This window comes from Kitasatospora sp. NPDC022856, from assembly GCF_055561235.1.
Map to the genome: position 1 here is coordinate 90,870 of NZ_JBVHHE010000012.1, position 15,212 is coordinate 106,081.

Consider the following 15,212-nt stretch of genomic DNA (forward strand, 5'->3'; position numbering starts at 1 on the left):
CGATCGGTGGAAGGAGTCGTGGAGGTGCGGTGGGGGCGGCGGTCCGAGGACCGACGGGGGGAGGACTCGGAGCACCGGCGTGGACTAGGTTGATCTCCGACAGCAGTCGGTCGTGGGGACGAGGCGGCCGGCTGTCCGTAGCCGGGTCGGGCCGTCGTGCCAGGGGCCGGCCGCCGGTTCGTCTCCGGTCGGCCCGGTGCGCCGGCCGCCACCCCTCCCCCGGTTACCCCGTCCCCCCGGCCCGCGAAGGGATCAGCAGCTGTGAACCGTACGACCGTAGGTGGGCCGAAGCTCGGGGGCGGTCGGGGCGCCGGCGGCGTCGTCGTCCTCGCCGACCCGGCCGGGGCCGGGAGCGGCGCGGTCGCACCCCTGCTGGCCAACTCCCTGCACCCGAGCGTGCTCCTGCGGGCGGACGACTTCCGGCGGGCGATCCGGCAGGGGTTCGTCCCGTCGCACCTGCCGCAGGCGCACCGGCAGAACGAGACGGCCCTGGCGGCCGCGATCCAGGCCGCCTTCGCCTTCGCCACCGGCGGCTACCAGGTGGTGCTGGAGGCCACGGTCGCGCCGCCGGCGCTGGACGTGCTGCGTCGGGAGAGCCGGACGACCGGGGCGCCCCTGCACTACGTGGTCCTGCGGCCGTCCGGCGGCCCCGGGGAGTCGGACCCGCCGGACCGGCACGACGTCGATGTCGCGGCGGAGCCCAAGGCGACGGCCGGGACGGTGCTCGCCGGCCTGGGCCGGGGGGCCTTCCTGCTCGGCTGGTGAACCCGACGGAGGCCGCCCCCGGCACCCCGGTGGACGCGGCCCCGGCCGAACCTGACGACGCGCGGCCCTCGGCACCCCGATCCACCGGGTGCCGAGGGCCGCGCGTCGTCACCTGCCGTCGGTGGGAGCAGGCCCGCACGATCAGCCGGCAGCCGGCTCCGGGTCACGGCGGCGGGTGGAGACCAGCCCGAGCGCACCGCCGAGGAAGAGCAGGGCCCCGGTGGTGGTGAGCAGGACGTCGGTGCCGTCCGCACCGGTGGAGGCGAGCGAGCCGCCGCCCGGCGCGGCGGGCGCGGGAGCACCGCCGGCGGCCTGGGTCGGCGGGGGCGACCCCTCGGTGGCCGCGGTGGCCGGGCCGGACGCAGTGGTGGCCGTACCCGTCGGGGTCACGGGCGGCTTCGAGGTGGTGGTGGTCGCACCCGGGGTGGTGGGGGCGGTCGAGGCCGGCGTCGTGGGTACGCCCGTCGGCGCCGGTGTGACCGGGGCCGGACTAGGCGGGACGCAGGCCGTACGGGCGGGCGTCGGGGTGCCGTCGGACGGGCGGGCGGACGGCGAGGCCGACGGGCCGTCGGCCGGCGGGACCGCGTCGGCCGGGCGGGCGACGGTCGGGGTCGGCAGCGGCCAGGTGGTCCGGCCGGGGCCCGGGGGCAGCGTGGTGACGACCGCCGGGCTCGGGCAGGGGCCGTCCCCACCGGGCACCGAGTCCACGTGGTAGCCGGCCACGATCCGGGTGAAGTCGTACGCGGTCTGCTGGACGCCGCTGCACGTCGCGGTGGTGAAGGTGCCGCTCGCGCACGGGCGGTCGCGGTTGACCGCCCAGAAGCCGAACCGGGCCAGGTGGTGGGTGGCGGCGAAGTCGCGGACGGAGCGGAAGTCGGCCGGGGTGAGCTGCTCGCCCTGCTGGTCGGTGCGGCCGTTCATGGAGGAGAGGCCGGAGTGGCGCCAGGCCTTGTCGTCGTCCCAGCCGTAGGCGGCGGCGACGGCCCGCTGGAGGCCGCTGACGGCGGTGACGGTCGCGGCGGCCATGGTGCCGTCATGGTTGGTGAAGTCGAACGGCATGGCCGTCCAACCGTCCACCACCAGAGCGGCCTTGGCGGCGGTCCTGATCAGGTCGGCGCCGTCGGCGTCCGGGCCGGTCGGGTCGACCGGGAAGCTGACGTAGACGAGCAGTCCGGGGTTCTTGGCCTTCAGCGTCTTCAGCGCGTCGACGACCCGCTGCCGCACCGCGGGGGTGCTCAGCTCGGTCGACTCCAGGTCGATGTCCACGGCCTGGAGGCCGTACGCGTCGACCACCTTCTGGTAGGCGGCGGCCAGTTCGGCGGCGGTGGCGCAGCGTTCGCCGAGCTTGGCACCGTCCCAGCCGCCGAAGGAGACGAGGATCTCGCCGCCGGCGGCCCGGATCCGCTTGATCACCTTCTCGTCGGCGCCGCCCGTGAGGGCGCGGCTGCCGTCCCACTTCGGGTCGCAGCCACCGCCGGAGAGGACGAAGGAGAGGGCGAACTGCCGCAGCCCGGTGGCCTTCATGACGGCGACCGGGTCGGGGGCGTCGCCCCAACCGAGGTACTCGGAGACGGCGTTGAGGCCGACCGGGTCCGGGGCCTCGGCGGCGGGAGCCTGGTGCTGCATGAGGATGAGCGCGGCGCCGGCGACGAGGGCGGTGGAGGCCGCCGCCATCCGTCGTCGTCGGGTGAGCCGGTGTTTGGGCATCGGGACTCTCCTGGGCTGGGAGCGGACGGGCGGGCCGGCCCGGCGTCCGCCACGCGGCGCGCCCCGGCGGTAGCCCTCCCACAAGGGCACCGCCGGGGCGCCAGGGACCCGGATCCCGCCGGGCGCGGGAGCCGGGAGTTCCATGGCCGGAGCCGGACGCTGAACCTGGGCCGGTGGCCCGGGACACGCCGCGCGCCGTACACGGGGCGCGGCTCTCAGCAGTAGCTACGGACGGGCCACGCCTCCCGGTTCACGCTCTCCACACCGGATTGACCGTCAGAGACGCCGCACCAGGCCGGAGTTGGCACCCGCCGGAGGGCGGGTGAACCGGCGCCCGCACGGGGGGACGAGCGCCGGTGGCGATACCGCCACCCTGGAGAACGGCCCGGACCCCCGGAGTGGTTCACCGCCGCGGAGAACTTCCTGAGCCCTGAGCCCTGGGCTCGGGCCTGGGCGTGGGGGCCCGACCCGTGAGCACGTCCACGTACTGGACGGCGCCCGGGCCGCCGCCCTCACCGCCCGACGGCCGGTTCCGCACCCTCACCCCCGCCGCCGAGGTGCGCCCCCCGGCCCCGACGACCAGAGTGAGGTGGTGAGCATCCTGGTACTCCTCGAACCCGAACTCGTCCGCACCTCGACAGCGAGCGGCGGCACCGACTACGTAGAGGTCGTGCGCGCCGTCCACGCGGCCCGGGCCGCCCCGGCGCCGGCCGGTCGGCCCGAGGAACTGACCCTCTGCGGCATGGGAACCGACCGGATGCGCCGCGACCCGTACCGGGCGCCCGACCCCGACGCGCCGTGGTACCCGCCGAAGTGGAGCGGCCAGGTGTGCCCGTACTGCGACCGCGTGGTCCGCACCTGAGTGCGGACCGGGGCGGCTACCCCGCGGCGACCATGCCGCGGGCTTCGAGGATCGGGCGCAGCGCGCGGACCGCGTAGAAGCTGCGGGACTTGACGGTGCCGACCGGGACGCCGAGGACGGCGGCGGCCTCGGCCATCGAGCGGCCGTGCATGTGCAGCTCGACCAGGACGTCGCGGTGGTGCGGCTGCAGCTCGGCGAGCGCGATCGCCATGTCCTGGGCGGCGAGCACCTCGTCGTAGGGGTCGTGGGTGCCGGCGTGCTCCTCGGGAGCGTCGTCGGCGACCTCCTGGGCGCGGGCGGCCTGCATCCGGAAGTGGTCGATGGCGATCCGGCGGGCCACCGTGAACAGCCACGGACGGCTGTACTCGGGGCCCCGGCGGATGGCGGCCGGGTTCTGCCAGGCGCGCAGCAGGGTCTCCTGCACGATGTCCTCGGCCTTGCCCCGGTCGCCGCTGGTGACGCGCAGCATCGCGCGCAGCAGGTAGCCGCCGTGCAGGCGGTACAGCTCGGCCAGGGTCTGCTGGTCGAGGGTGGGCCGGTCCGCACGGCTGACGGGAGCGTCCGGGGCGCCCCCGGCCTCCCCGGCCTCCCCGGCCTCCTCGGCTGCCCGATGGGTGTCCTCGGCGTGAACGGTAGCGTCGATGGCCACGGCGGTTGAGTCCCTCGCAACGGTTGGTCGATATGTCGGGACGAGCCGGTGCGGCTGTCCCTCCCCCCTTGCTGGGACACATTTCCAGCCACGGCCAAGACCGGACCAACGCTGCGCCAACGAACCTCACGCCAGGGCGTTGGCGGCGGGAGGGGCGTCCGCCGCTCCCCGTACCGCGACCGCAGGGCGGCCGATGTCACGCCCCGTCGACGGAAGCACCCGGTCGGCCGGGGCCCGCGGCTGCTTCCACTCCCTACCCACGGCCGGACCCGGCCGCGCGGTTCACCGGCCAAACGGTTCACCGGCCGCGCGGTTCACCGGTGGCCGATCACCGGCGGGCGGTGGGCGCCCCGGACCGACCGGCACGGCCGGGGCGGAGCGGCGCCGCGTCAGCCGGTGCGCCGGTGGTTCCCGCGGGCGCCCTCGGCGGTGAGGTCGGTCAGTGCCGTGGTCAGCAGCTCGCGGGCCTCGTCCGCACGGTCCAGCTCGATCAGGGCGGTGCCCAGCTCGGTGAGGGTCTGGGTCATGCTGTCGGGCTGCCCGGCCCCGTCGAAGTGGCCGAGGGCCTGGCGGTAGGCGGCCTCCGCCTCGGACCACTCCAGCAGTGCGGAGTGGTCGAGGCCGACCTCGTGGGCGGCGAACCCGGCCAACAGGTGGACGATGTGCGAGGAGGTGCCGTCCAGCCACCCGAGGATCTCGGCGACGAGCAGCCGGTGGCTCTCCAGCGCCTCCCGGGGCCGGCCGGACTCCCGCAGGCAGGAGCCGACGCAGCGCAGCGCCACGATCCGCCCCACCTCGGCGGACCGGCCCTCCAGCGAGGTGAACACCTCGGCGGCCTGGCGGTAGGAGTCCATCGCCTCCTCCGGCCGGTGCAGCCGGCGCAGGGCGGTGGCGCAGTAGGCGAGGGCCCAGGCCTCCTGCTGGGCGTCGCCGATCCGGCGGGCCAGGTCCAGGGCCTCCGAGGCGACCGCGAGCCCCGACCGGTAGCGGTGCAGGCAGGTGATGTGGGACCAGGCCAGGTAGTTCAGGTGGACGGCCTCGGCGAGCCGGTCGCCGACGGCGCGGGCGGAGTCCGCCGAGAGCCGGAAGACCTCGGCCCAGACGTCCCAGTGCAGCAGGCTGTCGGAGAACCAGTGCATGGCCTCGGCGGTGTCCACCACCTGCCGGTGCCGGCCGGTGGCGTTCGCGTGCTGCAGGGCGGCCAGCCACTCGGGGTGCTCCTCCTCCAGCCAGCGCCGGGCGTCGGCGAGGGTGACCGGGGCGGTGGCCGGATCCGGGTCGGCCGATTCGGCGCCGGCGTGCTCGGCGCCCTCCACGTCGAACCGCAGACCGGCGGCGGCGGCCCGGCGCAGCAACCGGTCGCCGGCCTGCTCGCGGGCGGCCTCCAGGGCCTGCGGGCCGTCGTCGGCGGCGAGCCGCTCGCCCGCGTAGAGGCGGACCAGGTCGTGCAGGCGGTAGCGCTCGGGGGCCGCGGCGGGCTGCAGCAGTCCGGCGTCGGCGAGTTCCTCCAGCCGGCGGTCGGTCTGCTGGACGGGAAGGCCCGCGTAGGCGGCGACGGTGGCGGCGGTGAAGTCCTTTCCCGCGGACAGCGAGCAGCGGCGCAGGACCAGCGCGGTGGCGGCGGGGAGCTTGCGGTAGGAGAGCGCGAAGGCCGCGCGCACTCGCAGGTCACCGGCCTCCAGCACGTCCAACCGGTACTCCTCGGCGGCGAGTTGGCGGACCAGGTGGCTGACGGGCTGCTGCGGGCGGGCCACCAGCCGCTGTCCGGCGATCCGCAGGGCGAGCGGCAGGTGGCCGCAGAGCCGGGCGAGTTCGGCGGCGGCGTCGGGTTCGGCCGCGAGCCGCTCGGGGCCGGCGATCCGGGCCAGCAGGGCGGCCGACTCGCCGGGGGCGAGGACGTCCAGCGGCAGGCGGTGCACCGATTCCAGGCCGGGCAGCACGTGCCGGCTGGTGATGATCGTCAGGGCCGGGCCGGAGCCCGGCAGGAGCAGGCGGACCTGTGCCTCGTCGGCGGCGTTGTCCAGGATCAGGACGAGGCGCCGCTCCCGGACCAGGGTGCGGAACAGGCTGGCGCGCTCCTCGGTGTCGGCGGGCACCGAGCGGTCGGCGACGCCGAGGGCGCGGAGGATCTGGCCGAGGGCGTCGCGCGGTGCGAGCGGCGTCGGAGCCATCCCGCGCAGGTCGAGGGAGAGCTGGCCGTCGGGGAACTGCGGGGCCAGGGTGTGGGCGGCGTGCAGGGCGAAGGCGGTCTTGCCCAGGCCGGGCTGACCGTAGGCGAGCACGATCCGGGGGTGTGCCGGATCGGCGTCCCGGACCAGCCGGTGCAGCCGGGCCAGGGCGTCCTCCCGGGCGGTGAAGTCGGCGATGTCCCGGGGCAGCGCGAGTGCGGAGAACACCGCCTCGGCCGGGCTGTCGCTCCCGGGATCGGCCGCGGTCGCGTTCGCGGGCACGGTCGCGGTCGCGGTCTCGGGCACGGTCGCGGTCTCGGGCGCGGTCGCGGGGGCGTCCACGGTGGCGGGCGTCTCGGGGGCGGCGGGCGCGGCGGTCCCGGGGGCCGGGCGCGGGGCCCTCGCGCGGGCGGGGGTGCGCCGGGGACGCCCGTCGCGGGCGGCCCGGTCGAGCGCGGCGGTCCGGTCCGGGTCGAGACGCAGCGCGACGGCCAGGGCCTGCACCGTGCGCTGCTGCGGTCCCCGGGTGCGGCCGCGCTCCATGTCGCCGAGCGCGCGCAGGCTGATCCCGGCCGCCCGGGCCAGCTCGGCCTGCGTCAGACCGGCCAGCACCCGGAAGCGTGCCAGCAACAGGCAGAACTCCTCCGCCGCGGCGGAACTGCCTGTCGCTATGCCCTGCGGGCTGCCTGCGGGGTTGCCTGTCGCACCCATCGCCACCCCTGTCACTCACGGTGTCGGCCTCTTCACCGAACACGTCAGGTCAGACAGTATGCACTGGTCAAAGTCGTGATCTTGCACCGGATCCGCCCACGCCCGGCCGCCCGGTGGCGCCCCGGCCGGAGCCGGCCCGCCGGTCCGCCCGCTCGGGAACGGGATGGGCGGAACACGATGCGCCGCCACCTGCGGAGCGGTGGCTCCGCCGCTACTTCCGCCTGTGGTTCTGCCCATCCCCGCACACGAAGGTGCCCAGAACCGCCCGCCGTCCGCACGGGCGGGCACTCGGAGGTCAGCGGTGGCGGCTCCCGACCGCACGGCCCGACGCGCGCAGGAGCGTGACCACCGGCGCAGGCGAACGGTCCTCATGCGACCGAGACGGGTCCGCCCGCACACGAGGCCCCCCGACACCGCCCTCGGCGGTGTCGCCTCCCCGGCCTCACGGCCCGGCCCACCCGGGACCGCGGCCGCCGGCGCGGGCCGGCAGGCCTCATGCGACCGAGACCACCTGAATCCGCCCGAGACGGACCCGCCGTCAGCGGGCAGCGGTGGCGGCGGCCCGGCGCTCCTCCGCCGCGGCCTCGGCCGTACGGCCGAGCGCCCGCAGGACCGTGGCCATCAGCGTGTGCGAGCGGGCCTCGACACCCGGATCGGCCTGGGTGCGGCCGAGCACGAGGGCCAGCCGGGCCGTGGTCAGGGCGTCGCCGTGGCGGCCGAGCGCGTGGAGGGCCTCGGCCCGGGTGTGAGTGGCCCGGACGGTCTCGGCCGCGTCCGGGTGGGCGGCGAGGATGCGCACGGCCTCGTCGGCGTGGGCGAGAGCCGCTTCGAGGGCGCCGCCGGCCACCTGGGCTCCGGCCAGGTCGTCGAGCGCCCGGGCGAGCAGCCGGTCGTCGGCCAGCGAGCGGGCGCGGGCCACGATGTCCGCCATCAGCGGCAGGGCGCGGTCCGGCCTCCCGGCGCCGGCCAGGCCGGCCGCGATCCGGACCCGGCAGTGGTGGCGTTCGACCGGGTCGCCGACCTGGTCGGCGGAGGTGAGCGCCCGGTCCAGGTGGTCGAGGGCGGCCCTGACGTCCCGCCGGTCGACCAGGACCGCGGCGAGGTCGGTGGTCAGCCGGGCCACGGCGGCCGGATCGGCGCAGGCGCGGGCGGCCCGCAGACCGGACTCGACGGTGGTCCACCACCCGGCGCGGCGGTGCCCGGACCCGGCGTAGAGGGCGCCGGCCCGGTGGGCGAGCCGCCAGGCCTCGGCGAACCGGCCGTGCCGTTCGGCGCGCAGCACCAGGCCGCGGACGGCGGGCTCCTCGCGGTCGAACCAGTCGGCGGCCCGGCGGGCGCTCGGCGGCAGGGGGCGGTCCCCGGCGGACGGGCCCACGACCGACGGAGCGACAGCGGACGGGCCGACGGCGGACGGCGGACCGTCGCCCGGCCGGCCGACCCGGGCGGCGGTGGCGTTCAGGTAGTGCTCGATCAGCCGGTCCAGGGCCGCCGCGCGCTGGTCGGCCGGGAGTTCGGCGGCCAGCCGGGCGCTGTGCCGACGGACCAGCTCGCGCCGGGCGAACAGGCCGGGCGCGCCCTCCTCCACCAGGTGGACGGCGTCGAGCTGGACCAGCAGGCCGCGGGCCGCGGCCGGCGGCACCTCGGCGAGGGCGGCGGCGGCGAACGGCTCGATGACCGCGCCGGGGTGCAGGCCGAGCAGGGCGAACAGGCGCGCCGCGGCCGGCGCCAGGGTGCGGCAGGTCAGGTCGAGGGCCGCGCCGAAGCCGGGCGGACCGAGGTCGGCGCGAGCCGGGTCGGCGAGCCCCGACGGCTCCTCGGCGAACTCCGCCACCAGGTCCTCCAGGGCCCAGTCCGGGCGGGCGCCCAGCCGGGCCGCGGCGAGGCGCAGGGCGAGCGGCAGGTGGTCGCACCGTTCGGCGAGTTCGGCGGCGGCGAGCGGCTCGGCGGTCACCCGGGCCGGGTCCAGCGCCCGGGCCAGCAGCTCCTGGGACTCGGCCGGGGTCAGGGCGTCGAGCGGGAACGGGGTGGCGCCCTCGTGCACCAGCAGGTCCCGCAGCCGGCTGCGGCTGGTGATGACGGTGACGGGTCCGACCCAGGCCCGGCCGGTCTCGGGTCCGGCCTCGGGCGGCGGATCGGGCAGCAGCGGCGCGAGTTGCTCGTAGGAGCGCGCGTTGTCCAGCACGATCAGCAGCCGGCGGCCCGTCACCAGCTCGCGGAAGCGGCGGGCGCGGCCGTCGAGCGAGGCGGGCAGCGCGCTCCCGGTGACGCCCAGGGCGGTCAGGAAACCGGCCAGCACCTCGGCCGGGTCGCGGGGGCCGCTCTCGTCGAAGCCGCGCAGATCGGCGTGGAGCCGGCCGTCGGGAAAGCGGTCGGCGGCCCGGTGGGCCCAGCTCTGGACCAGGCTGCTCTTCCCGACCCCGGCCGGTCCGGTGACCAGGACGGGGCCGGCCTCCCGGCCGGCGGCGACGGCCGCGTCCAGGCGGTCGAGCTCGGCCGCCCGGCCGACGAACCGCCGGTTGGCGCGGGGCAGTTGTGAGGGGACGAGGTGCGGCGGGCGGGCCGTGGCGACGGGCGGCCGGGGCTCGGCGCGGGGCGTGGTGAGGCCGGCCGGCCGACCCGCGACGCGCTCGCCGGCCAGCCGCAGTTCGGGCCCCGGCGCCGTCGGCAGCTGCGCCGTGACCCGCTCGTACCAGGCCCGCGCCTCGGCCCGGCGCCCGGCCTGGTCCAGGCAGTCGATCAGCCGGACGGCCAGCCGCTGGTGGGTGGGGTGGGCCGCGGCGGTCTCGACCAGCTCGGCGACCAGTTCGGCGCCGCGGTCCAGCCGGCAGAGCCCCTCGGCCAGCCGGTCCAGGGCGCGCAGCCGCAGGTCGGTCAGCCGGGGGGCGGCCTGCTCGCGCAGCAGGGCGGAGCCGCAGTCGGTCAGGGCCGGACCGCGCCAGAGGTCCAGCGCCGCCCGAAGCAGTGGCAGCACCGGGTCGTCCGCCCCGGTGGCGCGGTCCGCCGGGGCGGCGGCGGGGTCCGGCCGGCCGGGGAGCAGCACCCCGGCCCGGTCGCAGAGGCGTTCGAAGCGCAGGGCGTCCACCTGCTCGGGATCCCCGCTCAGGACGTAGCCGGCGCCCCGGGTGGCCAGCTCCAGTCCACCGTCCAGCAGCCGGCGCAGTCCGGCGACGTGCCCCTGCAGCGCGGCGCGCGCGGTCGCGGGCGGGTTCCCGTCCCAGACCAGCTCGATCAGCCGGTCGGTGGGCACCACCCGGTCGAGTTCCACGGCCAGCGCGGCGAGCAGCGCACGGCGCTTCGGCGCCGAGGGCGTGGCCGCCGTGCTGCAGTCGTAGCGGACGGTCACGGCACCGAGCAGGTCGATCCGCATACGGCCTCCTCGTCATATGTCAGTGATCGGCATATTGACGGATCCGACCGGGAAATGCCCAATCACGGACCACGGTGTGCCCGAAAGGGCAGGAGCCGGCACCCCGCTCCGGCGTCCACGGCGCGGACGAAATGCCAACCCGGACAAACGGCACGGATACACTGCAGCCCGATATCAGGCTGGACCGCCGTGGGGGGCGACTGTGGGCGACCGCGTGGGCATCCGACTGCTCGGCCCCGTGGAGCTGCGAACCGGGTCCGAGGGGTACGTCGCGCTACCCGGACCGCAACGGCGCGCCGTCCTGGCCCTGCTCGCCCTGCGGCTCGGACGGGTCGTCGCGGTGGAGCGCTTCTTCGAGCTGCTCTGGGGCGAGGATCCACCGGCCCGGGCCAGGGCGGCCCTGCAGGGGCACGTCGCCGCGCTGCGCAAGGTCCTCGCCGCCACCCCCTTCGAGCTGTCCACCCGGGCGCCCGGCTATCTGCTCACCGGCCCGGCCGAGCAGGTCGACGCGCTGCGCTTCGAAGCGCTGTCCGCCCGCGCCGGGGAGCACGCCGACCGGGCCGACCGCGGCGCGGACGCCGAGGCGATCGGGCTGCTGGAACGGGCCATGGGCCTGTGGACCGGCGCCGCCCTGGCCGACCTGCCCGACACCGAACTGCGACAGGCCCTGGCCGGCCGGCTGGAGGAGGCCGGGACGAGGGCGCTGATCGGCTGGGCCCGGCTGCGGCTGCGCCAGGGATCCGGCGCCGCCGCCGTGGAGGCCCTGGAACAGCGGGTGCGGGCCGACGGGCTGCGCGAGGAGGTGGTGGCCCTGCTGGTCCGCTGCCTCCACCAGGCCGGGCGGCCCGCCGACGCGCTGGCGGTCTACCACCAGGCCCGGGAGCTGCTCTCCCGCGAGCTGGGCATGGTGCCCGGCGCGGAGCTGCAGGCCGCACTGGCCCGGGTGCTGGCCGAGGAGCCGGCCGCCGGGACGGTGCCCGGCCCCGGGCCGGCGGCGCCGCGCGCCCCTGCGAGCACGCGACCGCCGGTGGCCCCTGAGCCGGCCGCGGCCGCCGACCCGCCGGTGGTCCCCGCCCCACCCGTGGCCGGTCCGGCCCCCGCGGCCGCACCCTCCCCGGTCGAGCCCTCGAAGCCCCGCCAGCTCCCCCGCCGGCCCATCGGCTTCGTCGGGCGCGGCCTGGAGTCGCACTGGCTCGACCGCGAGTGCGGTCCGGACCGCACCGGTGACGGACTGGCCGTGGTGGTCGGCCCGGCCGGTGTCGGGAAGAGCGCCACCGTCATCCGCTGGGCGCACCGGACGGCCGCCGGCTTCCCGGACGGTCAGCTCTTCGTCGACCTGCGCGGCTTCGATCCGGCCGGACCGGCCGACCCGGCCGAGGTGCTCGGCCAGTTCCTGCTGGCCCTGGGCGTCCCGGAGGCGGCCATCCCCGAGGACCGGGCGAGCCGCGCCGGCCTCTACCGCGCCCGGACCGGCGACCTCCGCCTGCTCGTCCTGCTGGACAACGCGCACAGCGCCGCCCACGTCGCCGACCTGCTGCCAGCCGGGCCCGACTGCGCCGCCGTGGTCACCAGCCGCGCCTCCCTGGAGGACCTGGTGGTCACCGAGGGCGCCGCCATCCTGCGGCTGGAGGCGCTGCCCGGGGGCGACGCGCTGCGGCTGCTCGAACGGAGCCTGGCCCCCGAGCGGGTCCTCGCCGAGGCCGCCGCCGCCGAGCGACTGATCGAACTCTGCGACCACCTGCCGCTCGCCCTGCGGATCGCGAGCTCCCGGCTGGCCGCCCGACCGAACTGGACGATCACCGACCTGGTCGCCGAGCTCTCCGACGAGCGCACCCGGCTGCTCGCCCTGGAGACCGACGGCGCGGTCAGCATCCGCACCACCCTGATGCTCACCCACCGCCACCTCTCCGACCGGGCCGCCACCCTGCTCACCCTGCTGGCCGCGCACCCCGGCCGGGAGGTGGACACCGCCGCCACCGCCGCGCTGCTGGGTACCGACCCGGCCACCGCCCGCGACGCGCTGGGCGAACTGGCCGCCCACCACCTGCTCGGCGAGAGCGCGCCGGGCCGGTACAGCCGCCACGACCTGATCCGGCTGTTCAGCGTCGAACTCCTCGCCGAACAGCCCCCCGAGCTCCGCCGGCTCGCCGTCGAACGGCTGCTGGACTACTACGTCACCGCCGTCCAGCACTGCGGCGAACACCTCGAACCCGGGCAGGACGGCTACGGCGAACGCGCCCACCCGCCCGCCGCTCTGCCCGCCGCGAGCGACACCCGCGCCGCGCTCGACTGGTTCCGCGCGGAGCAGTCGACGATCCGCGCGCTGGTCGACACCGCCGGCGCGGTCGACCCCGAACGGGCCTGGCGCCTGGCCATGTCGTCGAGCGCGCTGTACTACGGCTCCAGCCGGCTGGCCGACTGGCTGAGCTGCCTGCGGGCGGGCGAGCGCGCCGCCGAACAGTGCGGCGACCGGGTCGCCACCGCGCTGCTGCGGGGCGCCTCGGCGAACGCGCTGCTGGGGCTGGAACGCCGTGAGGAGGGGGCCGAGGCGGCCCGGCGGGCCGTCGCCGACACCACGCCCGCGGACGGCTTCGCGCACATCCGCGCCCTGGCCACCGCGTCGCTCGGCACCGCCCTGCTCGGGGACCCGGTCCGGGCCACCGCACTGGCGGCGGCCGCGGTGGCCCTCGCCGAGGAGTCCGGCTCCGCGCACCGGACCTCCTACGCCCTCGGCTACGCCGCGTCGGCCGCCCTGATGGCGGGCGACCACGACGGCGCGCTGCGCCGGGCCCGCGAGACCAGGGCCCTGCTGCCCGACCACCCGGCCGCGACGATCCACGCCTGGTCGATGCTGACCGAGGCGCACGCCCTGCAGGCCCTCGGCCTCGCCGAGGCCTCCGAACTGGCCTGGGCCCGGCTCCTGGTCACCTGCGAGCAGGCCGGTTTCCTGCACCTGCAGGCCGTCTCGGAGGAGTGCTACGCCGCCTTCCTGCGGACCCAGGGCCGCGAGGAGGAGGCGACCGAGCACCTGAAGGCGGCCGTCGGACTGTACCGGCTGCACCGACATCAGGCCGGCTCCCCGAGCGGCGTGCCCGCCGCGATCGAACGCTCACTGCGGCCCCCGCCGGCCGGGGCGGCGCCTGTCGGCCGGCTCTGAGGCTCCCTCGGGCCGCCCCGGACGGCGCCGAGGCCGGCCGGTCCGGTACCGGGACGGGCGGGTGCGGTGATGATCCGAACTCCCGTCAGCCGGTGCAGTCGGCACGGACGGCGCCGGCCGCGTGGTGGGCCTTGTCGGCATCGCCGCCCCAGTCGATGCCCCGGTCGTGGAGCATCACCGCGATCCGGCCCCCGGTCAGCGGGAAGGTACCGGCGCTGGCCCACGTGCCCCGGGCCGCGGTCTGGTCGACCTTGAACTCGCCGACGGTGCCGCTGCCGGGCGTCGAGCTGTTCTGCACGGTGTAGACGGTGGGCTTGCCACCCACCATCTTGCGGTCGCTGCTGTTCGGGACGTAGACGGAGATCTTGCAGCTGCCGGTGGTGACCGGGGCGGTGGTGAAGGTCCACACCACCGAGTTGCCCTTGTCCTTGCCGTCGCCGCTCATCGGCACCGAGTCGTACTTGCCGTTGCAACCCGACCCGGAGTACCCCCCGGCCGAGTTGACCGTCCAGCCGGTGCTGCCGTTCGTCCACTGGCCGTACTGGGCGTAGCCGGTGCCGGAGTTGCCGCAGCCGGTGCCGGCGACGGCGGTGAAGGTGGGCGCGGCGGGCTTCGGCGGGACGGGCGGCTGGGGCACCGGGGGCTGCGGCTTGGGCTGCTGGGGGACCGGCGGCTGCGGCGCGGTACCGCCGCTCCCACCGGTACCCCCGGTGCTTCCGGTGCTCCCGCCGGTGCCCCCGCTGCCACCGGTGCTGCCGCCCGTACCACCCGTACCACCGGTACCACCCGTACCGCCGCTGCCCGTGCTGCCGGTAGCGCCGCTGCCACCGGTACCGCCGCTGCCGCCCGTCGTCGGCGGCTTGGCACCGGGGGCGGGCCGGGAGAGCAGGTTGGTGCCGGGGGGCGGCGCGGTGTTCGGCGCGGCCCCGTTGCCCGGGGTGGTGCCGGGCACGCCCCCGGGGGCGCCGTCCGCCCCGGGCGTGGTCGGGGCGCCCGCGGCCGGGTCCGGGGGGAGGGTCGGATCGGTGGGCGCGGCCGGGGCGCCGGAGGCGTTCGGATCGGTGGGTGCGTCGATCGGTGCGGGATCGCCGAACTCCGGCCCCTCGGGAAGGGGCAGGTCCGCCTGGCTCAGGCCGACGTTGTCGGCCGTCCCGTCCCTCCCGGTCCGACTCCCGTCGGTGATCAGGAACGGCAGGCCCATCAGCACCACACCGGCGGTGGCGGCGGCGACCATCACCGGCCGCTTCGGCCGGGCCCGGCCGAAGCGGTCCGGGCGCGCGACCGGCGCGAGGGCGGTCGGCCCCGGCTCCGGCCCCGGCTCAGGGTCGGGCACCGGCGCGAGCACCGGTCCGGGCACGACGGGGGTCGGCGGCAGCGGGGGCTCCGCGGCCGCGACCGGGCCGGTCGACACGGCGGCGACCTGCCCGTACTCCGGCACGACCGGCGGCGGAACCACGGGCAGCACGGCGGCCGGCGGTACGGCCGCGGCTGCCGGGTCGGGTGCCCCCGCTCCACCGGCCTCCTCGTCCATCTCCCAAGCCACCGAGGGCAGCTGAATGCTCGCCACCCCGCTCTGAGCCCCGTTTCCACTCGTGCTCGTGCCCACCACAGCTCCTCGGCTCCGCATGCCGTCCCTGTCGGCGGAACCGCCCGGCCGACAGGGCCACCGACGCTTCCACTCGGTACCTACGGCCCGGCCGGGCCGTGCGGTTCACCGGTCGTCGGTGGACCGCACGGCCCGGCCGGGCCGTTGAGCGCCGTGCGGCTGTCGTCAGCGATGGTGTCCAACAGGTCCGCACCGCGTCCGGGGCTGACCGGACCAGGCC

Annotated in this window: 8 protein-coding genes; 3 read left to right on the forward strand and 5 right to left on the reverse strand. The window is 77.2% G+C overall.

Features of this window, described 5'->3' with window-relative positions; all coding sequences use genetic code 11:
- Positions 1-261 precede the first annotated feature (261 nt).
- Entirely contained in the window at positions 262-765 is a 504-nt protein-coding gene (locus ACZ34W_RS17130) for a hypothetical protein (RefSeq protein ID WP_329486417.1), read from the forward strand.
- 141 nt (positions 766-906) lie between these two features.
- On the opposite strand, the gene ACZ34W_RS17135 is transcribed toward ACZ34W_RS17130, so the two are convergent.
- Positions 907-2,472: a chitinase gene (locus ACZ34W_RS17135; protein ID WP_465604879.1), complete on the reverse strand. Its 1,566-nt coding sequence runs from the start codon at positions 2,470-2,472 to the stop codon at positions 907-909.
- 592 nt (positions 2,473-3,064) lie between these two features.
- On the opposite strand from ACZ34W_RS17135, the gene ACZ34W_RS17140 reads away from it, so the two are divergent.
- Complete coding sequence (locus ACZ34W_RS17140) at positions 3,065-3,334, forward strand: hypothetical protein (protein WP_329486420.1); 270 nt, start codon at positions 3,065-3,067, stop codon at positions 3,332-3,334.
- A 16-nt stretch (positions 3,335-3,350) separates the two neighbouring features.
- Here the strand turns inward: ACZ34W_RS17140 and ACZ34W_RS17145 are convergent, their stop codons facing one another.
- From ACZ34W_RS17145 to ACZ34W_RS17155, 3 genes are all read right to left on the reverse strand, one after another.
- Positions 3,351-3,983, reverse strand: coding sequence for a sigma-70 family RNA polymerase sigma factor (locus ACZ34W_RS17145; RefSeq protein ID WP_465604883.1), 633 nt, complete (start codon positions 3,981-3,983; stop codon positions 3,351-3,353).
- Positions 3,984-4,372: 389 nt separating this feature from the next.
- The gene (locus ACZ34W_RS17150) at positions 4,373-6,781 is read right to left on the reverse strand and encodes an ATP-binding protein (RefSeq protein WP_465604886.1); all 2,409 of its coding nucleotides are present in this window, start codon (positions 6,779-6,781) and stop codon (positions 4,373-4,375) included.
- A gap of 619 nt (positions 6,782-7,400) precedes the next feature.
- Positions 7,401-10,229, reverse strand: coding sequence for an AfsR/SARP family transcriptional regulator (locus tag ACZ34W_RS17155; protein ID WP_465604889.1), 2,829 nt, complete (start codon positions 10,227-10,229; stop codon positions 7,401-7,403).
- 238 nt (positions 10,230-10,467) lie between these two features.
- Here ACZ34W_RS17155 and ACZ34W_RS17160 point away from each other — a divergent pair, with 238 nt between their 5' ends.
- Positions 10,468-13,386: an AfsR/SARP family transcriptional regulator gene (locus ACZ34W_RS17160; protein ID WP_465604893.1), complete on the forward strand. Its 2,919-nt coding sequence runs from the start codon at positions 10,468-10,470 to the stop codon at positions 13,384-13,386.
- Between the two features lie 85 nt (positions 13,387-13,471).
- On the opposite strand, the gene ACZ34W_RS17165 is transcribed toward ACZ34W_RS17160, so the two are convergent.
- Entirely contained in the window at positions 13,472-14,953 is a 1,482-nt protein-coding gene (locus tag ACZ34W_RS17165) for a carbohydrate-binding protein (RefSeq protein ID WP_465604896.1), read from the reverse strand.
- Between the last annotated feature and the right edge of the window lie 259 nt (positions 14,954-15,212).

Bases quoted from the DNA above. Each gene is read 5' to 3' on its own strand.
- ACZ34W_RS17155 (WP_465604889.1), bottom strand. From the start codon at position 10,229: ATGCGGATCGACCTGCTCGGTGCCGTGACCGTCCGCTACGACTGCAGC.
- ACZ34W_RS17135 (WP_465604879.1), bottom strand. From the start codon at position 2,472: ATGCCCAAACACCGGCTCACCCGACGACGACGGATGGCGGCGGCCTCC.